The organism is Pedobacter sp. NO84, from assembly GCF_059703915.1.
This window is the reverse complement of sequence record NZ_AP046575.1, coordinates 2,072,898-2,096,488: the sequence shown is the minus strand read 5'-3', so window position 1 is coordinate 2,096,488 and position 23,591 is coordinate 2,072,898. Positions and strand designations below refer to the sequence as shown.

The following is a 23,591-nucleotide window of genomic DNA, read 5'->3' as shown; positions in this document are numbered from 1 at the left end:
AATCTGTGTAATCATCTTCCTAATGCCCTGCCGTATAAAACCCTACCAAAGCTACCCCAATTCCGAGGAGAACAGCTAACATCTTTCGTTTGTTGATGATGTGATCTGCACTTGATTCAAATAAAATAGTGGTAGAGATATGCAGAAAAATCCCAATTACTATTCCCATCACTTTGTTAAAATAAGGTTCCATGCCACTAATGCTGCCATTACTTAAGCTAATGCTAAAATAATAACCTACTGGGGCCATAATCGCAAAAATACTGATGTAAAATACCACACCTTTAGATTTAAAGTGGTTTTGAACCAATATACTTGCTAACGCGAATGCTGCAGGGATATGATGTAGGGCAATGCCAAAAATTAATTCGTTGTTTTGGTCTTTTGCTAGTGGCATTCCTTCTAAAAAAGCATGCAAACATAAGCTGATCATAATCCCCCACGGAAACGCATGTCCATCATGATGTTTATGGATATGGCCATGTTCAACACCCTCAGAAAATTGCTCTAAGAATACTTGAAAAAGGAACCCGATAAGAATAAAAATACCAATCTGACCTTTATCGCTTCCGCTATAGGCATCAGGGATGAGGTGCAAAACCGTAATGGCAAATAAATACGCTCCACTAAATGAAAGAATAAGTTTAAGCAGTTGGGCTTTATCATTCTTAACTAAAAAAATGGATAATCCGCCTAAAAAAGCACAAAAAAACAATACTAGTAACTTCCAGATTTCCATTACTCTTTAACGGGTATTTTTTTATAAAGATAAAAAGTAAACAAACCAATACAAATGCCCAATAGTGCCCCGAAGATCGTATCCAAAGGATAATGGACACCAACATAAATCTGCGCAAAACTGATCATAAATGCCCAGCCTAAACCTAAAGGTAAAATAGGCTTCCATTGTTTGTAAAATAAACAGATTAAAAAAATTGCAATGGCAAAATGATTAGTTGCATGAGAAGAAGGAAAACTATACCCACTTCCACAGGGCACCCTATGGATTATCTTATTGGCTAAACTTATTTCATTACAGGGTCTAATCCTCCCCACCGTAGGTTTAATTATTCTTGAAGCTATTAAATCGCCCATGGCAAAAGTTATTAACAGCATCCCAATAATATAATATCCTCTTTTCTTAAACTGTTTGATACAGAAAGCAACTATAAAAATATAAAGTGGTGCCCAAAAAAAACGATTTCTTAGCAAAGGCATTACCGCATCAAAAAAATCATTGCTCAATCCGCGATGAATTTTTAGGAATAGGTCGGCATCAAATTGCTGCAACTCTGTGATCATGCCTTTTTACAAACAAGGATTAAACGGTCTGATTTAATTTCATCAAAGGGTTGTAAAGCGTAATTTCCAAAAGTTTCAACTATTGCCAATCCACTTTTCTGTAACATCCGTTCAAAATCTGCCAGAAAAAATGCCTGTACACGCTCTTCAAACGCGTACACCTTTAATCTATGCTCAAAATTGATATGCTTTATAATCTTACCTTCAGACACAAATTTATGTAAATGAAATTCAATCCCATCCACGCTTTTGGTTTCCTGATTGGTAAGATTTTTAATAATTTTTTGGGTATTAAAATAATCGATAATCAACGTTCCGTCATGCTTTAAGCCCTTTCTAAAGGCCTTTAATGCATTTACATGGTCTTTCTCGGTGTCGAAATATCCAAAACTCGTGAATAAATTTAAAGAAATGTCGAAGTAATTGATGTAGGATAGCTTTCGCATATCATGAACATAAAAATGTAGATTTTTTTGCTCAAACTGCTGCGCATATTTGATACTCTGTTCTGATAAATCGATTCCGGTAACATCGTATCCCTTTTTGTTAAGATAAATGGCATGTCGGCCTCTGCCACAAGCGATATCTAAAATCCTGCTATTTACGGATGGTTTGAGGTAGGCAGATAGGTTGTCGATTAGAAATTCTGCCTCTTCATCGTTTCGCTGACTATAAAGAATATGATAATAAGGAGAATTGAACCAATATTGAAACCATTTTCTCTGCATTACGATGATCTGTTTACGTTTAGTGATGAGCAAATATAGCATTATGAGATGGAAATGTAAGATGGAAAATGGAATACGGGAAATGGGAAATGGAAAATGGATGTTCGGCGACTGATTCATCTCAGGCCCTTCGCTCCATGCCCCACGCTCAATACGTATCTAGGCTTTCCTCTTTACTCTGTATGCTTTCTGCTTTGCTCAACTTTTTTTCTTATTTTTGCTAAAATTTATAAAACTTGACTTTAATAAAATCTATATCCGGAATAAGGGGTACCATTGGGGGAAAATCTGGTGATGGGTTAACTCCAATCGACATTGTAAAATTTACTGCTGCCTACGGCTCATGGGTAATCAACAAAACACAGAATAAAAAGATTGTTCTCGGTCGCGATGCCCGTATTTCTGGTGAAATGGTGAATCATTTAGTAATTGGCACATTGCAGGGTTTGGGTATCGAAGTAATTGATCTTGGCCTTTCCACAACACCTACGGTTGAAATCGCAGTCCCGATGGAGCAAGCTGGTGGGGGGATAATTTTAACGGCAAGCCATAACCCAAAACAGTGGAATGCCTTAAAACTCCTTAACGAAAAAGGGGAATTTATTAGCGATGCTGATGGTAAAGAAGTTCTTGATATAGCAGAAAATGCTGATTTTTCTTTTGCGGACGTAAATGAGCTTGGCAAGGTAACCGCCAATGATTCGTACCTCCAAAAGCACATTGATGTTATTTTAGCACTTCCATTGGTAGATGTTGAGGCCATTAAAAAAGCAAATTTTAAAATTGCGATCGATTGTGTAAATTCTAGCGGGGGTATTTTCGTGCCTGCATTGCTTCAAGCTTTAGGGGTCGAAACCGTATTTGAACTTTACTGTACGCCAAACGGAGAATTTCCGCACAACCCTGAACCTTTACCTGAGAATTTAACAGAGATAGCAAAGGTTGTACAGTCAAAAAGGGCCGACTTAGGCATTGTGGTTGATCCTGATGTAGATCGTCTATGTTTTGTAAATGAAGATGGGACCATGTTTGGAGAAGAATATACATTAGTGGCAGTGGCCGATTATATTTTGAAGAACACTCCCGGTAATTCAGTCTCAAACCTATCTTCAACCCGTGCATTAAGAGATGTTACCGAAAAAGCAGGAGGTCAATACCATGCTGCGGCTGTTGGTGAGGTTAATGTGGTAAACCAAATGAAAGCTACCAATGCCATTATTGGTGGCGAAGGAAATGGCGGTATCATTTATCCAGAACTGCACTACGGAAGAGATGCCTTGGTTGGAATAGCTTTGTTTTTGTCGCACTTAGCAAAAGCTGGCACTACAATTTCTGTGCTTAGGAGTACTTATCCAGCGTACTTTATCTCTAAAAACAAGATTACGCTTACCCCAGAAATGGATATTGATGCGTTGTTGGTTAAAGTGCATGAAAAATATAAAGCGGAGAAATGTAGCACAATCGATGGCCTTAAAATCGATTTTGAAAACCAATGGGTACACTTACGCCGCTCAAATACCGAACCGATCATAAGAATATATAGCGAAGCTGAAAATGAAACCATCGCTGAAAATCTAGCGAATAAGATCATTTCAGACATTAAAGAAATATTAAAACTTAATTAACTCAATCCTTGAAATCACTTCAATCGGTGAAATCAATTTAATCGGTGAAATCAATTTTTTATGAAAAGAGTTTATTTAGATAATGCCGCAACCACACCTTTAGATCCCGCTGTTATCGATGAAATGACAAATGTGATGCAGAATTTCTATGGAAATCCATCTGCAATCCATGCGTTAGGGAGAGAAGTAAGAACATTGGTTGAAAAGGCTAGGAAAACAGTTTCTGGATTGTTAAATGCGTCTCCATCTGAGATTTTTTTCACCTCTGGTGGCACCGAAGCTGATAACACCGCCATTCGTTGTGGTATTGCTGCTTACGGTATTAAACACGCCATCACTTCCAAAATAGAACACCATGCCGTAGAGCACACTTTAGGGATGATGCTTAAAGAAGGTGTAATTGATAAGCTAAGTTTTGTTAATATAGACGAAAAGGGTGGGATAGATTATGATCATTTAGAAGAACTGCTTCAAAATAATGAACGTTCGTTTGTATCATTAATGCATGCAAATAACGAGCTCGGAACGCTCACTGACATGGAAAAAGTTGGAGATCTTTGCGAAAAGTATAACGCTATTTACCATGCTGATACCGTTCAAACCATGGGACATTACACACATGATGTACGTAAATTAAAGGCTCATTTTATAGTTTGTGCTGCGCATAAATTGCATGGACCAAAAGGAGTAGGGTTCTTATATGTGAATAGCAATATAAAAATTTCACCAATGATCTATGGAGGAGCACAAGAACGCAACATGCGTGGCGGTACCGAAAATGTATACGGAATTGTTGGCCTGTCTAAAGCTTTAGAAATTGCTTATGCTGAAATGGATGAGCACCACAATTATATTCAAGGTTTAAAAGATTATCTTAAAGAACAATTAATTGCCGAAATACCAGGCATTGCCTTCAATGGTGAAACAGATCCAACAAAAAGTTTATACACGGTATTAAATGTTTCTTTTCCGGAAATGGATATGGCGGATATGTTGCTTTTCAACTTGGATATTAATGGAATTTGTGCATCTGGTGGAAGCGCCTGTTCTTCAGGATCAAACATAGGCTCGCATGTGCTGAATGGCATTAAAGCTGATCCAAACCGCCCCTCTGTGCGTTTTTCATTTAGTAAATACACTACCAAAGAAGAGTTGGATTATGTGATCGAAAAAGTGAAAATGGTGGTTAAACAGAGTGCATTGGCGTAAGGAAGTCCTAAGTCTGTAGTCTGCATTTCGAAGTCTTGAGTTGGTTTACAGCAACTTAAAAAGCTGAATGATAAACTAAAAAGAACTGAAGAAAAGATTAGTGTTTTTCTTGTAGCTTTGCGTTCTTTGCGAAATTCTTCGCATCCTTTGCGTTAAGATAAACGGCCCACTACAAATTATATAAGGCAGGCTTTAATGGCTTATCCTTATTTGTTTGTCCAAGTTTCATGAAATATTTTTCAAAATAGTGATACACATAATAACTGGCTATAAGGGTAAGAGTAACTGCCAAGATCATGCTTACTCTTTCAGGCACATAGAAGATGTGTCTTCTGAAAATTCCCGATGCCATTCCTACAAATTTCCAAATTATAGGGTGAAGCAGATACACTGAATAGCTAGCCTCACCTAATAATGTCAGGGGCTTGTGTATTAAAACGGGCAATTTTAAAGTCAGCTTGTAGAAGCAGATACAGATTACGAAACAACAAGTTGTAAAAATCAATCGGTTTATTCCTGTTACCAAGCTAATTGCACTGCCGGAGGTGGGGTAAAAAATAAATAATGCGATTCCAGATAGTAATAACGTAATTATGATTGCGCTATTGATTTTGATGTCTTGAAGAAAGAAACCAATTAAAAATCCGCCAAGGAAAAGAAAAACCTGATTTAGTGGATTTACATAATTTGCCCATTGTTCACTCAATGTTAAACTTGGACTTAGCGCAACCAATGGAAAGTATAGATAAAGGGCGAAAATAGCTAAAGACAATGCTATCATTAATGGTTTAAACCTTTTGATAAATAGCATAAAAAATGGGAAAAACACGTAAAAGACTAATTCATTTCCTATTGACCATGCTCCAAGCGCGAAGGATTTGTCCCATTTTACGAATCCAAAAATTCCTGAAAGATTGAGAAACAAATCTGTAAAGTCAGGCATTTTTCTCGAAAGCATGATAGACACAATCGTTACCAACCACAGTAAGGGAAATATTCTAAAGGCTCGTTTTTTGAAAAAAGAAAGAACGTCATCCTTTGAGGGTTTCATTTTGTGATAATATACATGATAAAGCGTAAGACCGCTTAATACATAAAAGATAGATACCCCGTAGAGGCCTAGTCTGGCCATAAAAGTATCTGAGGAAAAATTACCTAAAGTCCAAGTCAGGTAATGATAAATCATTATCCCAAATGCTGATAAACCCCTTAAATAGTCAAGATTGTAAAGTCTTTTCATGATAGTTGTTTTCTGATGCTTGCACTAATAATCTGCAACCCATTGCCCGCCGCTCGTGCTCGATAAAGGTATAAAAGGACTCCAACCAATGCAAACAAATAAACTATCGAGTTGTTATATCCTTACCTTAAAAAAACAAGATCATGGAAAATAACAATGAAAAAGACCGTAAAGTAGTTAAAGATGCTTCGGTAACCGATACAGAGCAAGATACCCCTAGACACGAGGAAAACATTGAAAAAAGTTCTTCTTCGAAAGTAACCAGCAACTTCGAGAAAAGTCACGGGCGTACTAACAATTCTCTTGGTGCTGGCCACGAACCAGGAACCACACCAGGAACAGGGATTTAGTCTATAGACCATAGTCGATAGTCCATAGTCTATGGACTATCGACAAAATTGCTTAACTTCATTTATTATGAAAAGAAGACAGTTTATCCAAACTTCGGCATTGGCCATGGCGGCTCTTGCCTTTTATAAAAGTGATCTATTTGCTAACCCTAGTTTGGCAAGAGCTTATCAGTTTAAGTCACTTCGTAATGACGTTGGTGTATTTACCGAACAAGGTGGTACGATTGGATGGTTAAACTCACAAAATGGATTTGTAGTGGTAGATTCCCAATTCCCCACTACAGCGCCACATGTGATTGATGAATTGAAAAAATTAGGCGATAAGCCCTTTAAATATTTATTAAATACCCACCACCACGGTGATCATACAGCGGGTAACATTGCGTTTAAAGGTTTAGCAGAACATGTTGTAGCCCATCAAAATTCATTGGTAAATCAGAAACTTGCGGCCGAAAAGGCCAAAAATGAAGCAAATCAGCTTTTCCCTGACGTTACTTTTGGCAAAGGTTGGAAAGCGCCAGTGGGCAAAGAAAAAATAAGTTCGTACTATTATGGTTCTGGTCACACCAATGGTGATGTAGTATACCATTTCGAAAATGCAAATATTGTACATGTAGGCGACTTGGTATTTAACCGCCGATATCCTTACATTGATAAAGAAAATGGAGCCCATATTGGCAATTGGATTACCGCTCTAGATAAAATCCAGAACCAATTTGACAGTGATACTTTATTTATTTGGGGGCATGCCTTAGATCCTGAAAAAATAACCGGAAATAAGGATGATATTAAAGCTTTTCAAAACTACCTACAATCTTTGCTCACCTTTGTAGCAGCTGAAATTAAAGCTGGAAAAACCAAAGAAGAGTTCTTAAAAGCTACAAGTATTCCCGGTGCGCCCGAATGGCAAGGCGAGGGGATCGCACGGAGTTTAACTGCTGCCTATCAGGAATTAACTGTAGGGTAGTCACAAGTCCTAGGTCCTAAGTCGTAAGTCCAGAGTCAGTTTAACGTTAAACAAACTCAGGACTTAGGACTAATGACCCACGACTAATTTATAACCTTTCTATATTAAAATTTCTGCTCTATTTTATTGGTATTTAATAGATTGCCAATAGTGAATGGGATATATTTGCATAGTAAATCAAACTCATGGATGATTTTTTAGCAGCTCGTTCGCAGATGGCTCTCTCTTTGGGCTTCCACATTATATATGCCTGTATCGGCATGGTGATGCCTTTTTTTATGGCCGTATCCCACTATAAATGGCTTAAAACCAACAACGAAGTTTATAAAAATATAACAAAAGCATGGAGCAAGGGAGTAGCGATTTTCTTTGCTACTGGGGCGGTTTCGGGTACTATGCTATCTTTTGAACTGGGCTTGTTATGGCCAAAGTTTATGGAGCATGCCGGACCAATTTTCGGTATGCCCTTTTCCTTAGAAGGTACTGCGTTTTTTATTGAGGCTATTGCATTAGGATTTTTTCTTTATGGATGGAATAAACTCAACAAATGGTTTCATTGGTTTACGGGTATGGTTGTAGGCCTGAGTGGACTGGCATCAGGAATTTTAGTGGTTGCTGCAAATGCGTGGATGAATAGTCCGGCGGGATTTGATTTTGTGAATGGTCAATACCTTAACATCGATCCCATTGCGGCCATGTTTAACAAAGCTTGGTTTGCCCAAGCGCTTCACATGTGCCTGGCTGCATTTACTGCCACGGGTTTTGCAGTTGCTGGAGTACATGCGTTAATGATCATCAAGAAAAAGAACATCGATTTTCACTATAAAGCTTTTAAGATTGCTGTTGTATTTGCCACAATTGGAGCAATTTTACAGCCAATCAGTGGTGATATTTCGGCCAAAGATGTAGCCAAAAGGCAGCCCGCAAAACTTGCGGCAATGGAAGCACTTTACCATACCCAAAAGCCAGCACCATTATTGATCGGTGGTATCGTTAACGAAAAAAATAAGACAGTAAAAGGGGCAATAGAAGTCCCGGGAGCGCTCAGCTTTTTAGCGCATGGAAATTTCAAGGCTGAAGTAAAGGGCTTGGATAAAATTCCCGTAAACGAACAGCCACCCGTGGCCATAACCCATTATGCCTTCCAACTAATGGTAGGTATAGGAAGTTTGCTGGTGCTGATTTCGATTCTCTACCTAATGCTATTACTTCGAAAAAAGTCAATTATAAATCGGAAGTGGATCCTAAAATTATTTGTTTTTGCCATTCCGCTAGGTTATATCGCGTTAGAAGCGGGTTGGGTAGTAACGGAAGTAGGCCGGCAGCCATGGATTATTTATGGCATAATGAAAACAAAAGATGCCGTAACACCAATGCCCGGAATTGCCTGGTCTTTTTACTTATTCTCAGCTATTTATGCTTCTTTAAATGTAATCGTTGTCTTTTTGCTTTACCGACAGATTAAGATGGTGCCTAAATTGTATACCCAGCAACCTACTCATACAACTTAAGATGGATTACATAATCATCGCTTTTTTATGCCTTGCCATATTGCTCTACTTTTTGCTGGGCGGTGCCGATTTTGGTGCTGGAATTATCGAGCTATTTACCTCCAATAAAAACAGAAATAAAACACGCCAAACGATGTATCATGCAATTGGGCCGGTTTGGGAAGCCAACCATATGTGGCTAATTATTACCATCGTAATATTGTTTGTAGCTTTCCCAAAAATCTATAGTACGATGTCTATTTATTTGCATATTCCCCTAGCTATTATGCTTATTGGAATTATAGCGAGGGGAACTGCTTTTGTATTTAGGCATTACGATGCTGTTAAAGACAAGATGCAGGAAGTTTATAATAAGATTTTTATTTATTCAAGCTTTATTACCCCCTTATTCTTAGGCATCATTGCAGGAAGTGTACTCTCTGGGAAAATTGATCCACGAGCAACTGATTTTGTTAGCGCTTACATTCTAAGTTGGTTCAATTACTTTTCAATTGCAGTTGGTTTGTTTACAGTGGCATTGTGTGGCTTTTTGGCAGCCATTTATCTAATAGGAGAAAGCAAAGCTGAAGAAGATAAAAAAAGGTTTATCAAAAAGGCAGAATTTATGAATATAGCTGCGGTAGGATGTGGGCTGCTTGTTTTTATGGCCTCTAAAATAGACCAAATTCCATTAACTACCTGGGTTTTCAAAAATGATGTCGCATTATCAGCCGTTGTTTTAGCGAGTTTGTCACTCGTTTTACTGTGGTACCTTTTGCTAAAGGGAAAGACAAAAGTGCTTAGAATTTTAGCTGGATTTCAGGTTACAATGATTTTGGTTGCCATTAGCTATGCTCACTTTCCAAATTTTATCCGATTAAAAAATGGAGATACCCTTTCCCTTTTTGAAAGTATCGCGCCTATTAAAACAGTAAACAGCCTAGGCTGGGCACTGGTATTGGGAAGCGTTCTCATTTTACCTTTTTTGGGATATCTCTTTTACAAGTTTCAGCAGAAGGAAGAATAACTTCAGCTAGTTCTTAGCGTTTTAAAAGAAAGTAGCGTTACTTGTGTTTAATGCTTTGAAATTTAGATGCGATTACTTTTTGCAATTTACTAAAAATCAGAGCATGCCCTTGTGCACTTAAATGGTGATAATCATTGATTATTCCATCTTTCGGAAAATCGTCATTACTGATAAATTCTAAATTTTCTGCTAAAATAGCGTTGTATATTTCAATATTTTTTGAAATTCCAGGTACAATAGCCTCGTATTCGGCACATGCCGGAATTATTCCAATGCCTACCACAGGAATTCCGTCGAATTTATTTTTGATTTCGATTAACGCCTCCTTAAAACGGCTTGGTTTTGTGTAGGTCAACTTTCTATGTTTTCTTAGGAATTTGGTAAATGGAAGTATTAGCGGTAATAAGTGCAATTTTTTAAACAAGACCAATTCGAATTCGCTTAGGGCCCGGGGAGCGCAATCAACAATACCACATTGTAAAATTACTAACAAAGGCTCTGCATAGGCATAATAGGTGCATAACTTGTTTAGCATTGGTAATGTAGCAGCACCAATGCCAACATGGATGAATTCCATTTCTGGATTAGCACGTTTCAAAAAACTCACATAAGTTTCTTCATATTTGATTGCCCCCCCCTCATGGGGCCTAGGCAATGATAATGAATCAGTTATGATTAATACTTTAAATTTGCTATTAATATCCACCTAATTGTTTGAATTTTCTGTTTGGTTAACCAATCGGATTTTAAAATTGTACTAGCTTAAAATCTTTCTATAAATATCTTTACTAGTTTTAATTTGTTCTGCTAAACTAACTAATCTAATATTTTTTTCTGGAGAAAGGAATGCCTCAACCTGTTTATATAATCCTGGTTTAAATTGTTTGTCCAAAGTATCATCCAACGGATGCTCATCTAAAGCAAGACTTCCTTTCAATTGTATACTAAGTCCTTCTAATGGCTTCAAATAAATCCTTCTATTTTGGGTCAATAATTCTATCGCCCACCTCCCAGCACTTTCCCAATTTGATAGGTAGGAAAACAATACATCCTTCTGTGTAATTCCAGCACCGGCAAAATTAGACTTTTCATGCCAAGACAGTGTTCCAGTTTTTGAATAGGCATTCCAATTTACAGGTTTGCCGGACATAAAAAATGCCAAATCAACAACATGGGATGAATTTAAGAAAAACCAGTTCTCTTTGACCCCAGGCGCTTTAGTAGCCGGTCCAATTTTATGCGACCATTCAGTAAATTCAAAATGCATAGACAATAGTCCGCCATCCTCTTCGATTAGTTTTTCTGCCATGAGAACGGATGCATAAAATCTCCTATTATAGCCTACAAATACGTGATCAGCTATAGATGCTAATCTAGCCTCCTGAGTTATTAGTTCTTCAATGCTTAATGCTGCAGGCTTTTCGATTAAAATATGGGTAACCCCAGCGTCTAACAATAGTATTAAGGCAGACATTAACACTTCGGTTCCGGTAGCAATGATGGCTACAGTATCTTGATCTAATGTGTTTTGGGCGAGAAATGGAGATAGCCCTCCCAAAATTGGTGTTACTCCTGTTTGTTGTTTAAAATTTTCTGCTGAAGCCGGACCTCTACCTATTGCCGTAAAAGTTTTGTTCATGGCTTTCAATACATCAGCATACGCTATAGCCATTGGACCGGCTCCAATTAATAATATTTTTTCCATTAGGTTATTGGGCAGCTTTTAGCGTTTAAACCAGTTATTTGATTATACTTTTTTAAAAGTGCGGTAATGAAGGGCACATGGGCAGAACTAGCTTCTTCATAAGTTGGCAGATCACATTGCTGTGCAGTAAAGAGTGAACTTGCGAGTTTTGTGCTAAGTGTGCTTTGATATTCCATGTCAAACGTTGTTTCGCTTCTTTTAAATCCATTTTCTTTAGATAAACGCGTGATATGGCTTATGGATCCTTCTTGTATCAACCAACGATTTGAAGAAGAAGATATAGCTATTGTTGTAGGAGTGGATTCCCCTCGGAAAGAGCTGATGGTGAAATAATGGTTGTTTTTTAGGTTTCCCTTTAGTGTCCCCGTAAATTCAATAAAATTTTGCCGTTTACTTTCTAAAATATGGTCGTCTAGCCAGTCTGTATCCAAATTTTCTAAAACCGAATCCGTCAAAAAAGAAAAAAGGTCGATATAATGGAGACCGTTGCAACCCAATCCTAAATTTCCGGCAGTTACGTGAAAGGTTAGTGGTTCATTACTTTCCTGTATAATCTTTCTTATTTCCTGGTAGGATTTAAACATCCTCCTAGGATGGTTTACCCAAGTTTTAGTGCCTTTTTGTTGTATTAATTTTGATACCCTTTCGTACGCTTCCGGTTGCTGAAATAAAACTTTTTCTAATATTAGATAGGTAACAGTATATTCTTCCAACAATTTGGTCGTTAGCTGCTCCCGGATAGTAGAATTTGTTGCAATGATTGATAGATCAAATTTTGTAGGTAATGATACCCAGTCAGTTAAATAAATAACCTCATGCAGATGATCAATCTCGTCTGCTCTTTGCTTGGTAGTAGATAGAGATGATGTAGATGGATCAACTACATATATGATTTGCTTCTGATGTAACTTAAGTAAACCCTGCAAATGCCGGCTTCCTAACTGCCCTGCTCCTATAAGTAAAATTGTCATATTATATTGCTCTCAACCACGAGGATTATTTTTACCAGTTATGTTTCCGCTTATTTACCAAATGGTAAACCACTGTAATGGAAGATGTTTTTTGGAACTCCTATTATTTTTAAGAGTCTCTTGTATTTGCGATAAAGATAAGCTTTTGAGAGGATTTTCCTAGATTTTTAAATTACAGCTGTGTAACAAAATAAGCAATAAATGCAATTATTAATGTAAGCTTAGAACTTATACCTTCCTATTTTATCATCCGCTTTAAGGTATTCGGCCAGGGCGGCAGAACCATACCAATTCATAATTTCAGCGTCCAAGAGCTTGGCTTTGTAAGCAGGATCAGTAGCTAAAATTTCCTTGGCCTCGTCTATAGATTTAGTATTTAAAATAAAAATGCCACGGTAGGTTTTGTCATTTTTGCCTAATGGACCAGCTACCACAAGCTTATTCATTTTTACGAGTTTGCCCATGTTGGCCATATGACCAGCAAAAGCGCTATCAGTTTCGGCTTTGGTGGCTGACGTGTTTGATCCAGTTTTAAGAATCACCAAAACATACATTTTCATCCCATATTCATCAGCGCCATGCTGTTTAGCCAAAGCTTCATCATAATTTGGATTTACTTTTTTATCCTGGGCATTTGAGGTAATAGTTAATGCTAAAATAACTAAAATAAAAAATAGTTTTTTCATAATGAACTAATGGACTAATGACTGATAAACTGTTAAACTAATTAAGATTCTTCTCAGCCAGCCATTTATAGAGTTCAGCTTTTAAGGCTTCTCCCATTTTTTTCTGATTGTCTGGATTTTCTAGAAATGCTTTACTTGGACCATTGTCGCCAATTTCTAACAAGACCCTATATTTTGCGGTATTTACGTTTTCATCAAGACTATAAAATGCCCTTTTATCGGTGGTTTTACATTTATAATCATTTCTGCCCGTAGAACTATCCAAATATACGCCACGGTTATCCAAATCTGTAACGGCACTGATGGCTACAATTAAACGGGCAGCTAACTTTTTATTTTCAGCCTCATACTGATCACCTTCGTGGATATATCCCCAAATCGCATGTCGTTTACTGCCTCCATTATTGTGCACAGCGATAAATACATCAGGATTTAGTTTATTCGATTCTTGGATTTCATAAGCATAACCAGAAATCATTCCATCTATCACTGCAGAAGTGTGCTCGATTATGGTATTGCTGCCTACATTTGAATGGTGCAAATTCGGTTTATCCAAACTCCACACCTTAAATTCGTTTAATCGTGGCTTAGCTGCAATAGCGGCTTCCACAATTGCATTACAGGTTTCAGCTTCACTAAAATCAATACCTGTATCTGTTTGATGTGATGGTTGCCAAACTACAACGCCCTTGGGTCTGGAGGTCCATTTTGGTTTCGGAACGGTAAAGCTTGTGAACAGAATTAAGCTGAGAATTAAAATTATGCCCTTATTCATGAATGAAAAATTTGTTCCTTAAAGATAGTAGGAATTAGCTAATTAGCTAATTAATTCTTCATCATTTTCAAGAAACTCGACAGCTTAGCTTTCATCTGTCGTCTATCTACGATGAAGTCTAAAAACCCGTGTTCTAATACGAATTCTGAAGTTTGAAATCCTTTAGGTAAGTCTTTTTTAATGGTTTCTTTAATTACTCGAGGGCCGGCAAAGCCGATCAGCGCTCCTGGTTCTGCAATGTTAATATCGCCCAACATGGCGTATGATGCCGTTACTCCCCCGGTTGTAGGGTCGGTTAGTAAAGAAATGTAAGGGATTTTTGCCTGACTTAACAAAGCGAGTTTAGCTGATGTTTTGGCCATTTGCATCAATGAAAATGCAGCTTCCATCATTCTGGCACCCCCAGATTTAGAAATCATTAAAAAAGGCACTTTGTTTTTTATACTGTAATCGATGGAGCGCGCAATTTTTTCGCCTACTACAGATCCCATTGATCCACCGATAAAGGCAAAATCCATACAGGCAACCATCAGTTCTTCTCCACCAACTTTTCCGTGGGCAGCTCTGATCGCGTCTTTAAGTCCTGTTTTAGCTGTAGTTTCTACAATCCTATCTGTGTATGGTTTGCTGTCTGTAAAGTGTAGTGGGTCTCCAGAGGTAAGGTTCCCGAAAAGTTCGGTAAATTCGTTATTGTCAAAAAGAACCTGAAAATATTCTTTTGATCCTATTCTTAAATGGTAATCACAATAGTGGCAAACATACTTGTTTTCGATTAAGTCTGCGCTATGTAATGCTTTTTTACAGTTCGGACACTTGTTCCACAACCCATCTGGTGCCTCTTTCTTTTCTTCGGTTGTAGTGCTAATCCCTTTTTTCTCTCTTTTAAACCAAGCCATATTACTTTTAAAAATGCGAGTACAAAGAAACGAAAAAAATATTAAGAAAAGCAAAGCGCATGGCGCGTAGCGATTAGAGTTCTCGCCCTATGCGCTATGCTCCTCGCCAAACCGAAAAAAACTCCTCTATTTTCCGAAAATTTTTATAACTTCGACACATACAAAATCGATATAAAATGAGTTTAAAAGGCTATAAAGGCGTAATTTACGGAGCAGCGGTTCAGGAATTATTTGAACAGGCTAAAAAACATCAATTCGCTTTACCAGCGGTAAATGTAACGGGTACAAATACCATTAATGCGGTTATGGAAACTGCAAAAGCAGTTAATTCTCCTGTTATGATCCAGTTATCAAATGGTGGAGCACAATTTTATGCAGGTAAAACTTTAAATAACGATAACCTGAATGCCTGCATTTTAGGCGCGGTGTCGGCAGCAAAGCATGTTCATTTGTTGGCAGAACACTATGGTGTTGCCGTGGTTTTACATACAGATCATGCCGCTAAAAAGCTCTTGCCTTGGATTGATGGACTTTTAACACATGGCGAAAAATTCTTTGCAGAAACTGGAAAACCACTCTTTTCATCACATATGTTGGATCTTTCTGAAGAACCTATCGAAGAAAACATGGAGATTTGTGTGCAATACCTAGAGCGAATGAGCAAAATGGGAATGACCATAGAAATTGAACTAGGTGTAACAGGAGGAGAAGAAGATGGTGTAGACAACAGTGATGTAGATAGCTCTAAGTTATATACCCAACCTTCGGAAGTAGCTTTCGCTTATGAAGAATTGAGTAAAGTGAGTGATCGATTTACCATTGCCGCCGCTTTCGGAAATGTGCATGGAGTTTATAAACCTGGGAATGTTAAATTACAGCCGATAATTCTTAAAAACTCTCAAGACTACCTAAAGGAGAAGTTTAACTTAAGTGCAGAAAAACCCATTAATTTTGTATTTCACGGTGGTTCAGGATCTTCACAAGAGGAGATTAGAGAAGCAATTTCTTACGGCGCCATTAAAATGAATATCGATACTGATATGCAATGGGCATTTTGGGAAGGCATTTTAGCTTACTACAAAAAAAATGAGGCTTATTTGCAAGGTCAGATTGGTAACCCAGAGGGTGAAGATAAACCAAATAAGAAATATTACGATCCTCGCGTTTGGTTACGCAAAGGCGAAGAAGAATTTGTGAAACGTTTAACAGTTGCTTTTGAAGATTTGAATTGTATCAACGCGAACGATAAACTTTAGTTGCAGTAGACGGAGGGCGATAATGCCAATGAGCTGTTTTGGATGCTTTATGCAAAAGAAAACATTCTCTTAACTAAACTGTTTAAAGATGAGGAGCGTAACAAGAGAACTTGTTACGTTTTTTGTATATTAATATTTTAAATAGTTTATAGTAACCGTATAACCCATTTATGAAAAATAAAAATAAGAAGAATAGCTTCTTCGAAAGATTTGCCAATGCAGCAACTAAGTTTACTGGAAGTTCGCCTGCTTTTTTAGGTGCCGCGGGAGTGATAGTGCTGTGGGCAGCTTGCGGGCCCTTGTTCGATTATTCTGAGACTTGGCAATTGGTAATTAATACTGGAACCACAATTATTACCTTTTTAATGGTTTTCTTAATTCAAAAAGCGCAAAATAAAGACGGCAAGGCCATTCAACTGAAACTTAACGAATTAATTGCCGCCAATACCAGGGCAAGTAACCGAATGGTGGATATTGAAGATTTAACTGAAGAAGAACTAGATCAATTACATAAGTTTTACGTTAAGCTTTCAGATCTGGCAGAAAAAGAAGACGATATCCATTGCTCGCACTCGATAGATGCTGCAGAAGAAAACAATGTAACGAAAACGAAAAAGAAATTAACTGCAAAAAAAAGAAATACAAATGGAGACGTTGCACGTACAAAAAGCAATAACTAAGAGCGAACTCGATAAAGTTTTCGCTATCCGTAAAATTGTGTTTGTTGAAGAACAGAATTGTCCACCAGAACTAGAATGGGAAAACGAAGATGTTTCTACCCATTTTTTAGCACTCTCAGATCACAATCCCTGTGGGGCCTGTAGGTGGCGTAAAACAGAAAGCGGTTATAAGCTAGAACGTTTTGCCGTGCTGAAAGAGTTTCGAGGGCAAGGGGTAGGAAGGGCCCTAATTGCAACCGTGCTAGACGATTTACCCCCTGATGCACATTATATCTACCTAAATTCGCAATTGGATGCTATGAGTCTGTACGCCAAGTTTGGATTTGTAGCCGAAGGAGAGCAGTTTGAGGAAGCCGGAATCCAACATTTTAAAATGGTAAAACGGAACTGAGTGCAATAAGAGATTAGAATGAGTACCAATGTGATGTCAAACGTTCTCTGCGCTTTACAGTTTTGCCCCATACATACGCTATCCGCCGAAAGCTCAGCGCTCTACCGCAGTTAAGCTAATGTAATTAGTCTTCATTCTTTTTAGATCTCAATAATCCAATAATTCTTTCGATTAATAGGCTGTAAAACATTGAATTAATCCCTAATCCGAAAAAGAAAAAACTTTTTCCAAAATAATTAGCGAAAAAAGTGTGTGTAGGGAAACGAAAAATAGGGAAGAGCCTGGCCAAGGTAACCGCCCAAAAGTCTGCATCTCCACTTCCCTCATCAATTGTAAAAGTAGCCGTAAAAGACATAAGGCTAAAAAGAAGGAAAATAAGAGTTGTAATAATAAAAATGGTGAAATTGAAGGGATGGATTTTCATTTATTACATTTTATTAAGCATTTACGAAGGTATTAAAACTTCGTAAATCTAATTTAGCGTGGCTTGCACAATTTTTTCAATGTCAAATTTCTTCATCTGCATAAACGCTTGGGCCGCTTTACCTGCTTTGCTTGGGTCTGTCATAAGTTTGCCTAAAATATTAGGGATTACTTGCCATGAAACCCCAAATTTATCCTTTAGCCATCCGCACATGCTCTCTTGTCCATTTTCAGTCAACTTTTTCCAGTAGTAGTCTATTTCTTCCTGCGTTTCGCAATGTATGGTTAAAGAAATGCCTTCTGTAAAGACAAAATTGTGGGGATGGGCACTATCCATAAACATAAATTTCTGCTTATTATAGGCTACTTGTGCATGTTTTACTTTTCCCTCTTCATCTGGAGTTTCATTGGCTCCGTAACGAAGGATCCCATCTATTTTTGGATCTTTAAAAATGGCAGAATAAAATTCTATAGCTTCTTCAGCACGCCCGTATTGATTACCAACAAATAATAAAAATGGAGTGATTTTTTGTCCAACATCCCCAAAATTCCCCAAAGAAAATTGCCAAGAAATACCGAATTTATCGCTTATCCATCCGTATCTATCACTAAAATCATATTTATCTAAAGGCATTAAAATTTTAGCGTCTTCTGAAAATGCTTCCCAGAGCATATCTATTTCTTCAACCGTTTCACAGATGTAAAAGAAGGAGATAGAGGGATTAGGTTGATACATTGGTCCACCATCAAGAAGGGTAATATACTGTCCAGCAATTGCTATTTCGCTTACGATGGACGATTGTGCTACAATCTTAGCATTTTTAAACTTTGAGCAGTAAAATGCTGCTGCTTCTTTGGCCTGGTTGTTAAACCATAGGCAGGGGGTGATTTGTTCTTTCATTTTTTCAACTTTTGCGTTCAGTTGTAAAATTATGGTGTGCCATGCCTGTTTCATTGGATGAAACCGACATTATTTGTTCTTTTTTTCCAGCCCAAATTGCAAATAATCATTTGGGGTGGTATTGGTAAATTCTTTAAATGACCGAATATAATGACTTTGGTCAAAATAGCCATTGGTATAAGCAACATCGGTTAATTTTTCGAAATCATTGCCTTTTAATTGGAAAAAAGCGAGATGGAACTGACAGATTCGCCTATATTGATTAGCGGTGACGCCAATGTATTTTTTGAAAATCCGTTGAAATGTTCTTTCTGTTAAATTCAATTCTATTAATAATTTGGAAAGTATTTCTCCGCTAGGATCAAGCATCATTTGGTCTGTGGCATATCGGATCACTTCACATTCTCTTTTGTTTGCCTCAAATTGACTTAAAATAAAATGATTGAGGATATCGATTTTAGCTGAAGTTGATTTAGCATTAATTAATTGCCTATATATTGTTATTGTTTTTTGAGCATTCCATAATTTAAGTTCAATTGGGTTTTTTAGTTCCTTAGCCGAAAGTTTAAAAATTGGGCCTAGTACAAAAGGTTTAAAGAAAAAACCAATCAAAGTAGTATGGTGTTCTACCGTTAAGTCTTCTGCAGGAATTTGTTTACCGAATAGCGTAAAAGTAAGCTGATTATTTGTTGTAAGTTGATATAGTAAAGCAGGCATCCCATTGGTGAATAGTGGTACACTTGAAACCGCAGGTCCAGAAACAGGCTCTATAGCGACTATGGATTGTACATAATCTATTAGGCGTGGATTCGGTTTATGATATTCGTATTTCATCATATACCATCAATTTTTTGTGCCTATGAATACCGTATGAATATCTTTTTCCTCCTCTGATTTTGGGTACTCAATTTTAAATAATTTAATTTCTTCAAAATGATTGTCTATTAATATGGCTTTTAGCTGATCTAATTCATAGTAATAAAAATAGCTCCTATCGCCAGTGCTACCCACCTGAAAGCCCGATTTGTTAGGATTTCCTTCTACAAAGCTGAGATAGATCAACCCGTTTCCCTGCAGTAATAAAGAAGCATCGGAAATGACTTTCTCGCAGTCGGCCGGCGACAAATAGGGTAAGATAAACCCACAGATTATAGCATCAAACTTAGTTTCAAGTTTATGGATTTCTCTACTATCCATTACATCAAAACTAGCGGTAGGGTTATGCCTTCTTGCAATTGTTATCATATTGGGGGCAGTATCTATCCCATAAATTTCAAAATCCGGGCGTTTGTTGAGCAAGTACTTGGTAATGTTTCCAGGGCCGCAACCAATTTCTAGTAATGATGCCTGGGTAGGTAAAGAATCACAAATAAAATCATACGTTTCATTATAAAGATCTAGGTCCATAAACTTTTCTTCATATAATGAAGCAACTTTGTTCCAAGTTTCGAAGGTTTCTTTATAATGTTCGTGCTCCATATCCGTTGGCCTATTTTTCAAGCCCTCTATTAAAACCTAATTTGATGTATTCTTTTTCTCTCTGGTTTGGTTGTCGACCCTTGAACTCAGTCCAAAATTCAAGAGCATCCTCAAGGCTATTTGTACCTAAATCAAAATTTGCACGGCCCCAATTGTATAATGCAACCCCAATTTGAGTTGAAAAAACGCCCGGTTTGATTTGGATACCATCCATTTCTTTTCCTTTAATGGCCGTAAAAAAATCAAGTTTCCCACCTTCCTTACTTTCTTTTAGGACTATAATTTTTAGGTCTTCTTTTGAAAGTACTTTGAGGTTTGAAATATCGCCACCAGTTAAGTTTCGTTTTTCAATCAGGTCCAAGATACTGCCCATAATATCTCGATTTGAGATTACTTTTAGATTTCGTCCGTTGAAATATAAGTTGTCACCTTCAAGTTTTGCCTTAGGATCGTAATTTTCTTTGATAATTTCTTTGGCTCTATTTTCTGTTAGGTCTCCCTCTAGCGAACACTCAAATTCAGTTTGATTTCTATTGTTAGGGTCTATTACAATAAATTTTCTTGATGGTTTATTGATAATAATTACCATGTTGATCATATTTTGGCCCTTAGTTATAAGAAAAAAATCTGAGGGTAAAACAGTAGCAAAGTTTAGAATCTGGTCGAGTGTAGGAGTAGTTGAAATGTAAACCGATGAGCCACTATTTTCGATGTTGTTTTTTATAGTGTAATAATTAGAATGGATTTTAAAATCTTTTAAGGTTACGTCTCCTGTCGATATTGAATTAAAGATAGGATTTCCATTCTTATCGGTTTGTGAAAAACATGGTATGGTAAATAGTAAAAAAAATAGTGTAGTGATTCTTTTCATTTCGCTTTTTTTAAAATAAATTAATTATTAGCAAATATTAATGATGAGTAAACTAGTGCTTCCTTCCATTTCTCCATATCCAAATTCAACATTTCGCCTTTACTTTCCAAAAAACTGATCAGGTCTTCGGTAGCCAAATTGCCGGTTAAATCGTCTGCTGCCATTGGGCAACCTCCAAAACCTTTTAACGCACTATCAAACCGGGTACATCCTGCATTGTAAGCTGCTTCGATTTTTTCGAAACGCGTAGAAGGTGTGCTGTGCAAATGAATCCCTATTTCGGTGGAATTAAATTTCTTAATTAGGGGAGGAAGAATGCTGCTTATTTTTTCTGGGGTTGAAACGCCAGTTGTATCGGCTAGAGAAAGAATTTTTACTCCACGACTAATTAAAGCATCAGCCCATTGTTCTACTATTTCAACATTCCATTCATCCCCATAGGGATTTCCAAAACCCATTGATAGGTAAACTACCGCTGTTTTTTGATGCTGATCGCATAAATTTAACATATCTTCAACGGTGTTGAGCGATTGCGCAATGCTTGAATTGGTATTTCTTTGCTGGAAAGTTTCAGAGATCGAAAATGGAAAACCAAGGTACCTTATGGGTTTATGGATTACAGCCTCCTGAACCCCCCTTAAATTAGCTACAATGGCGAGTAATTTCGTATTCGTCCCGTCGAGGTTAAGTTGAGCTAACACTTCGCCAGTATCACGCAATTGGGGAATTGCCTTAGGCGACACAAAACTTCCGAAATCTAAGGTATCAAAACCAACCTTTAATAATAAATTAATGTAAGTTGCTTTCACATCAGTTGGCACAAAGTGATGTAAGCCTTGCATGGCATCTCGAGGGCATTCGGTTAAGTGATAGTGGGTTTGATTGTTGGAATTTGGCATGGGGTTAAATTTAATGAAAAATTATTTCATTAGAATAACCACATAGAAACATAGCATAACCTGCTGGAGGAAAAGGCTGTTGAGGTTAATTTGCAACATCCTAACTAAGGCCGGGACCATGAACCAAACTGAACTGTGAACTGAAAACTTTTTCACCATCCCTGCCGGCAGGTTAGACATCTTAGAACGGCTAAGTCCTTTTAGTAATCCCAAGACCGTGAACGCCCCGAAAAATTTTAACTGTCTTTGCGTTCTCTGCGTAATCTTTGCGGCCTTTGCGTTCAACTTGAAAAAGCTAACTGTGCCAAAGGCACCACTTCGGGAAAAATTGTAACGGCTTAAACTTCGGTTCCCTTAAACTCTTCCGTTAGCTCTGGAGGAGCTGAGACTTTTAGAAAGGGTCTAATGATCAATCGTGTTCCTCTATCGTAACTAAAATAGCTCCATACCCAGTTTACAAATACAACTAATTTATTTCTGAATCCTACTAAAGTCATGAGATGGACAAACATCCAGGTAAACCAGGCAAAAATCCCTTGAAAATGGATTTTATTGATATCAACAACGGCTCTATTCCTACCTACTGTTGCCATTGATCCTTTGTCAAAATACCTGAAATCTTTGGTAGGTTTGCCAGTGATAATATTAATCAGGTTTTCGGCCAACAATTTCCCTTGTTGTATGGCAGCAGGAGCAACCCCAGGATGACCATTTGGCGTTTCCTCCGTAATCATTGCCGCGACATCGCCAATGGCATAAATGTTATCATAACACTCAACCCTGTTTATTTTATTCACTTTTAGTCTATTACCTCTTACCGTACATTCTGGTTCTAAACCCTCCAATACCACGCCTTTCACCCCCGCGCTCCAAATCACTGTTGAAGACCTGATGGTTCTTCCATCGCCAAGCGACAATAATTTTCCATCATAAGATTTCACCCGTGTTTCTGTATAAATGGTTACACCTAGTTCTTCCAAAAATTGTTGTGATTTTTGTTGCGATTGTTTAGACATTGGTCCTAATAGTTCAGGCGATCCTTCGATTAAGTAGATATTCATTTTATGGATATCTAATTCTGGATAATCGTTTTTGAGCACATGCTTTTTGAGCTCGGCAATCGCTCCAGCGGTTTCCACTCCGGTTGGACCGCCCCCTACAATTACAAAATTTAAAAGTTCGGCTGTACTTTCGGGATCTCTAGCAATTAAAGCGGCTTCCAGGTTCTGTAAAATCAAACTTCTTAAATTCAAAGCCTCTGGGATAGATTTCATAGGCATTGCATTTTTCTCAATAGCAGTGTCGCCAAAGAAGTTGCTTGTTGAACCTGTAGCAATAATCAGGTAATCATAAGAAATCTCGCCAATGGTTGTTATTAATTTATTTTCTTCTGGAATAACCTTTTCAACTTCTGTGACCCTAAACGTAAGATTTTTTTGTCCTTTGAATATTTTCCTGATAGGGAATGCAATGGAATCAGCTTCTAAGCCACCTGTTGCCACTTGATAAAGTAGGGGCTGGAAGGTATGATAATTGTGTTTATCTAAGATAACTACATCTACCTCTTCATTTTTCAATTTTTTAGCTAACTCTATCCCACCAAAACCACCTCCAACAATAACAATTTTTCGTTTTTGATTATCCATATATGGTAAACTAAATAATAATGTATTTAGTTTTTCAAATATAGGTGTTCAATGGCTAATCGAGGTTAAACTGG

General features: G+C 37.5%; 26 protein-coding genes. 9 read left to right on the top strand and 17 right to left on the bottom strand.

Features of this window, described 5'->3' with window-relative positions; all coding sequences use genetic code 11:
- Positions 1–19: 19 nt before the first annotated feature.
- From AC6H0V_RS08945 to AC6H0V_RS08935, 3 genes are read right to left on the bottom strand one after another with little or no spacing between them, the layout of a single operon-like run.
- On the bottom strand, positions 20–739 hold the full coding sequence (locus tag AC6H0V_RS08945; protein WP_497559847.1) for a ZIP family metal transporter: 720 nt from the start codon (positions 737–739) through the stop codon (positions 20–22).
- On the bottom strand, positions 739–1,302 hold the full coding sequence (locus AC6H0V_RS08940) for a phosphatase PAP2 family protein (protein ID WP_497559846.1): 564 nt from the start codon (positions 1,300–1,302) through the stop codon (positions 739–741). Before AC6H0V_RS08940 ends, AC6H0V_RS08945 begins: the two co-directional genes overlap by 1 nt.
- Positions 1,299–2,030, bottom strand: a complete 732-nt coding sequence (locus AC6H0V_RS08935) for a class I SAM-dependent methyltransferase (RefSeq protein ID WP_497563370.1) — start codon at positions 2,028–2,030, stop codon at positions 1,299–1,301. The genes AC6H0V_RS08940 and AC6H0V_RS08935 overlap by 4 nt, the downstream gene beginning before the upstream one ends.
- Before the next feature lie 236 nt (positions 2,031–2,266).
- Between AC6H0V_RS08935 and glmM the strand changes: the two genes are divergently transcribed.
- Together glmM and AC6H0V_RS08925 are read left to right on the top strand one after the other, a co-directional pair.
- Entirely contained in the window at positions 2,267–3,655 is a 1,389-nt protein-coding gene (gene glmM, locus AC6H0V_RS08930) for a phosphoglucosamine mutase (protein WP_497559845.1), read from the top strand.
- Positions 3,656–3,715: 60 nt separating this feature from the next.
- Positions 3,716–4,864, top strand: a complete 1,149-nt coding sequence (locus AC6H0V_RS08925) for a cysteine desulfurase family protein (protein WP_497559844.1) — start codon at positions 3,716–3,718, stop codon at positions 4,862–4,864.
- A 169-nt stretch (positions 4,865–5,033) separates the two neighbouring features.
- On the opposite strand, the gene AC6H0V_RS08920 is transcribed toward AC6H0V_RS08925, so the two are convergent.
- Positions 5,034–6,104, bottom strand: coding sequence for an acyltransferase family protein (locus AC6H0V_RS08920; protein WP_497559843.1), 1,071 nt, complete (start codon positions 6,102–6,104; stop codon positions 5,034–5,036).
- Between the two features lie 143 nt (positions 6,105–6,247).
- Between AC6H0V_RS08920 and AC6H0V_RS08915 the strand changes: the two genes are divergently transcribed.
- The 4 genes from AC6H0V_RS08915 (at position 6,248) to AC6H0V_RS08900 (ending at position 9,938) form a co-directional block, all read left to right on the top strand.
- Positions 6,248–6,454 carry a hypothetical protein gene (locus tag AC6H0V_RS08915; RefSeq protein WP_497559842.1) on the top strand — a complete coding sequence of 69 codons (207 nt, stop codon included), beginning with the start codon at positions 6,248–6,250 and terminating at the stop codon, positions 6,452–6,454.
- Between the two features lie 67 nt (positions 6,455–6,521).
- Positions 6,522–7,421, top strand: a complete 900-nt coding sequence (locus AC6H0V_RS08910; protein ID WP_497559841.1) for an MBL fold metallo-hydrolase — start codon at positions 6,522–6,524, stop codon at positions 7,419–7,421.
- A gap of 185 nt (positions 7,422–7,606) precedes the next feature.
- Positions 7,607–8,932, top strand: coding sequence for a cytochrome ubiquinol oxidase subunit I (locus tag AC6H0V_RS08905; RefSeq protein ID WP_497559840.1), 1,326 nt, complete (start codon positions 7,607–7,609; stop codon positions 8,930–8,932).
- 1 nt (position 8,933) lies between these two features.
- Positions 8,934–9,938, top strand: coding sequence for a cytochrome d ubiquinol oxidase subunit II (locus AC6H0V_RS08900; protein WP_497559839.1), 1,005 nt, complete (start codon positions 8,934–8,936; stop codon positions 9,936–9,938).
- Between the two features lie 37 nt (positions 9,939–9,975).
- Here AC6H0V_RS08900 and AC6H0V_RS08895 read toward each other — a convergent pair whose 3' ends face one another.
- From AC6H0V_RS08895 to accD, 6 genes are all read right to left on the bottom strand, one after another.
- On the bottom strand, positions 9,976–10,644 hold the full coding sequence (locus AC6H0V_RS08895; protein WP_497559838.1) for an SGNH/GDSL hydrolase family protein: 669 nt from the start codon (positions 10,642–10,644) through the stop codon (positions 9,976–9,978).
- A 51-nt stretch (positions 10,645–10,695) separates the two neighbouring features.
- Positions 10,696–11,643, bottom strand: coding sequence for a Gfo/Idh/MocA family protein (locus AC6H0V_RS08890; RefSeq protein ID WP_497559837.1), 948 nt, complete (start codon positions 11,641–11,643; stop codon positions 10,696–10,698).
- Complete coding sequence (locus AC6H0V_RS08885; protein ID WP_497559836.1) at positions 11,643–12,614, bottom strand: Gfo/Idh/MocA family oxidoreductase; 972 nt, start codon at positions 12,612–12,614, stop codon at positions 11,643–11,645. Before AC6H0V_RS08885 ends, AC6H0V_RS08890 begins: the two co-directional genes overlap by 1 nt.
- Before the next feature lie 221 nt (positions 12,615–12,835).
- Positions 12,836–13,300, bottom strand: a complete 465-nt coding sequence (locus AC6H0V_RS08880) for a YciI family protein (RefSeq protein ID WP_497559835.1) — start codon at positions 13,298–13,300, stop codon at positions 12,836–12,838.
- Between the two features lie 37 nt (positions 13,301–13,337).
- Positions 13,338–14,075 (bottom strand): N-acetylmuramoyl-L-alanine amidase, encoded by a 738-nt coding sequence (locus AC6H0V_RS08875; protein ID WP_497559834.1) that lies wholly within the window; start codon positions 14,073–14,075, stop codon positions 13,338–13,340.
- 50 nt (positions 14,076–14,125) lie between these two features.
- Entirely contained in the window at positions 14,126–14,971 is an 846-nt protein-coding gene (accD, locus tag AC6H0V_RS08870) for an acetyl-CoA carboxylase, carboxyltransferase subunit beta (RefSeq protein WP_497559833.1), read from the bottom strand.
- A gap of 176 nt (positions 14,972–15,147) precedes the next feature.
- On the opposite strand from accD, the gene fbaA reads away from it, so the two are divergent.
- The 3 genes from fbaA to AC6H0V_RS08855 all read left to right on the top strand — a co-directional run bounded on the left by fbaA (position 15,148) and on the right by AC6H0V_RS08855 (position 17,298).
- Positions 15,148–16,227 (top strand): class II fructose-bisphosphate aldolase, encoded by a 1,080-nt coding sequence (gene fbaA, locus AC6H0V_RS08865; RefSeq protein ID WP_497559832.1) that lies wholly within the window; start codon positions 15,148–15,150, stop codon positions 16,225–16,227.
- A gap of 170 nt (positions 16,228–16,397) precedes the next feature.
- A complete protein-coding gene (locus tag AC6H0V_RS08860; protein WP_497559831.1) occupies positions 16,398–16,907 on the top strand; it encodes a low affinity iron permease family protein in 510 nt (169 codons plus the stop codon).
- A complete protein-coding gene (locus AC6H0V_RS08855) occupies positions 16,873–17,298 on the top strand; it encodes a GNAT family N-acetyltransferase (protein WP_497559830.1) in 426 nt (141 codons plus the stop codon). Before AC6H0V_RS08860 ends, AC6H0V_RS08855 begins: the two co-directional genes overlap by 35 nt.
- A gap of 124 nt (positions 17,299–17,422) precedes the next feature.
- On the opposite strand, the gene AC6H0V_RS08850 is transcribed toward AC6H0V_RS08855, so the two are convergent.
- From AC6H0V_RS08850 to AC6H0V_RS08820, 7 genes are all read right to left on the bottom strand, one after another.
- Positions 17,423–17,722 carry a hypothetical protein gene (locus AC6H0V_RS08850; protein WP_497559829.1) on the bottom strand — a complete coding sequence of 100 codons (300 nt, stop codon included), beginning with the start codon at positions 17,720–17,722 and terminating at the stop codon, positions 17,423–17,425.
- A 48-nt stretch (positions 17,723–17,770) separates the two neighbouring features.
- Positions 17,771–18,622, bottom strand: coding sequence for a VOC family protein (locus AC6H0V_RS08845; protein ID WP_497559828.1), 852 nt, complete (start codon positions 18,620–18,622; stop codon positions 17,771–17,773).
- A gap of 69 nt (positions 18,623–18,691) precedes the next feature.
- Complete coding sequence (locus AC6H0V_RS08840; protein ID WP_497559827.1) at positions 18,692–19,459, bottom strand: helix-turn-helix domain-containing protein; 768 nt, start codon at positions 19,457–19,459, stop codon at positions 18,692–18,694.
- Positions 19,460–19,465: 6 nt separating this feature from the next.
- Positions 19,466–20,122 carry a class I SAM-dependent DNA methyltransferase gene (locus AC6H0V_RS08835; RefSeq protein WP_497559826.1) on the bottom strand — a complete coding sequence of 219 codons (657 nt, stop codon included), beginning with the start codon at positions 20,120–20,122 and terminating at the stop codon, positions 19,466–19,468.
- Positions 20,112–20,972: a hypothetical protein gene (locus AC6H0V_RS08830; RefSeq protein ID WP_497559825.1), complete on the bottom strand. Its 861-nt coding sequence runs from the start codon at positions 20,970–20,972 to the stop codon at positions 20,112–20,114. Before AC6H0V_RS08830 ends, AC6H0V_RS08835 begins: the two co-directional genes overlap by 11 nt.
- A gap of 20 nt (positions 20,973–20,992) precedes the next feature.
- Entirely contained in the window at positions 20,993–21,871 is an 879-nt protein-coding gene (locus tag AC6H0V_RS08825; RefSeq protein WP_497559824.1) for a hydroxymethylglutaryl-CoA lyase, read from the bottom strand.
- A 338-nt stretch (positions 21,872–22,209) separates the two neighbouring features.
- A complete protein-coding gene (locus AC6H0V_RS08820) occupies positions 22,210–23,517 on the bottom strand; it encodes an NAD(P)/FAD-dependent oxidoreductase (protein ID WP_497559823.1) in 1,308 nt (435 codons plus the stop codon).
- Between the last annotated feature and the right edge of the window lie 74 nt (positions 23,518–23,591).

Bases quoted from the DNA above. Each gene is read 5' to 3' on its own strand.
- accD (WP_497559833.1), bottom strand. From the start codon at position 14,971: ATGGCTTGGTTTAAAAGAGAGAAAAAAGGGATTAGCACTACAACCGAA.
- AC6H0V_RS08880 (WP_497559835.1), bottom strand. From the start codon at position 13,300: ATGAAAAAACTATTTTTTATTTTAGTTATTTTAGCATTAACTATTACC.
- AC6H0V_RS08905 (WP_497559840.1), top strand. From the start codon at position 7,607: ATGGATGATTTTTTAGCAGCTCGTTCGCAGATGGCTCTCTCTTTGGGC.
- AC6H0V_RS08900 (WP_497559839.1), top strand. From the start codon at position 8,934: ATGGATTACATAATCATCGCTTTTTTATGCCTTGCCATATTGCTCTAC.
- AC6H0V_RS08850 (WP_497559829.1), bottom strand. From the start codon at position 17,722: ATGAAAATCCATCCCTTCAATTTCACCATTTTTATTATTACAACTCTT.
- AC6H0V_RS08840 (WP_497559827.1), bottom strand. From the start codon at position 19,459: ATGATGAAATACGAATATCATAAACCGAATCCACGCCTAATAGATTAT.
- AC6H0V_RS08940 (WP_497559846.1), bottom strand. From the start codon at position 1,302: ATGATCACAGAGTTGCAGCAATTTGATGCCGACCTATTCCTAAAAATT.
- AC6H0V_RS08920 (WP_497559843.1), bottom strand. From the start codon at position 6,104: ATGAAAAGACTTTACAATCTTGACTATTTAAGGGGTTTATCAGCATTT.
- AC6H0V_RS08830 (WP_497559825.1), bottom strand. From the start codon at position 20,972: ATGAAAAGAATCACTACACTATTTTTTTTACTATTTACCATACCATGT.
- AC6H0V_RS08915 (WP_497559842.1), top strand. From the start codon at position 6,248: ATGGAAAATAACAATGAAAAAGACCGTAAAGTAGTTAAAGATGCTTCG.
- AC6H0V_RS08820 (WP_497559823.1), bottom strand. From the start codon at position 23,517: ATGGATAATCAAAAACGAAAAATTGTTATTGTTGGAGGTGGTTTTGGT.
- AC6H0V_RS08890 (WP_497559837.1), bottom strand. From the start codon at position 11,643: ATGGAAAAAATATTATTAATTGGAGCCGGTCCAATGGCTATAGCGTAT.
- AC6H0V_RS08945 (WP_497559847.1), bottom strand. From the start codon at position 739: ATGGAAATCTGGAAGTTACTAGTATTGTTTTTTTGTGCTTTTTTAGGC.
- AC6H0V_RS08925 (WP_497559844.1), top strand. From the start codon at position 3,716: ATGAAAAGAGTTTATTTAGATAATGCCGCAACCACACCTTTAGATCCC.
- AC6H0V_RS08910 (WP_497559841.1), top strand. From the start codon at position 6,522: ATGAAAAGAAGACAGTTTATCCAAACTTCGGCATTGGCCATGGCGGCT.
- AC6H0V_RS08845 (WP_497559828.1), bottom strand. From the start codon at position 18,622: ATGAAAGAACAAATCACCCCCTGCCTATGGTTTAACAACCAGGCCAAA.
- AC6H0V_RS08825 (WP_497559824.1), bottom strand. From the start codon at position 21,871: ATGCCAAATTCCAACAATCAAACCCACTATCACTTAACCGAATGCCCT.
- fbaA (WP_497559832.1), top strand. From the start codon at position 15,148: ATGAGTTTAAAAGGCTATAAAGGCGTAATTTACGGAGCAGCGGTTCAG.
- AC6H0V_RS08860 (WP_497559831.1), top strand. From the start codon at position 16,398: ATGAAAAATAAAAATAAGAAGAATAGCTTCTTCGAAAGATTTGCCAAT.
- AC6H0V_RS08885 (WP_497559836.1), bottom strand. From the start codon at position 12,614: ATGACAATTTTACTTATAGGAGCAGGGCAGTTAGGAAGCCGGCATTTG.
- AC6H0V_RS08875 (WP_497559834.1), bottom strand. From the start codon at position 14,075: ATGAATAAGGGCATAATTTTAATTCTCAGCTTAATTCTGTTCACAAGC.
- AC6H0V_RS08935 (WP_497563370.1), bottom strand. From the start codon at position 2,030: ATGCAGAGAAAATGGTTTCAATATTGGTTCAATTCTCCTTATTATCAT.
- AC6H0V_RS08855 (WP_497559830.1), top strand. From the start codon at position 16,873: ATGGAGACGTTGCACGTACAAAAAGCAATAACTAAGAGCGAACTCGAT.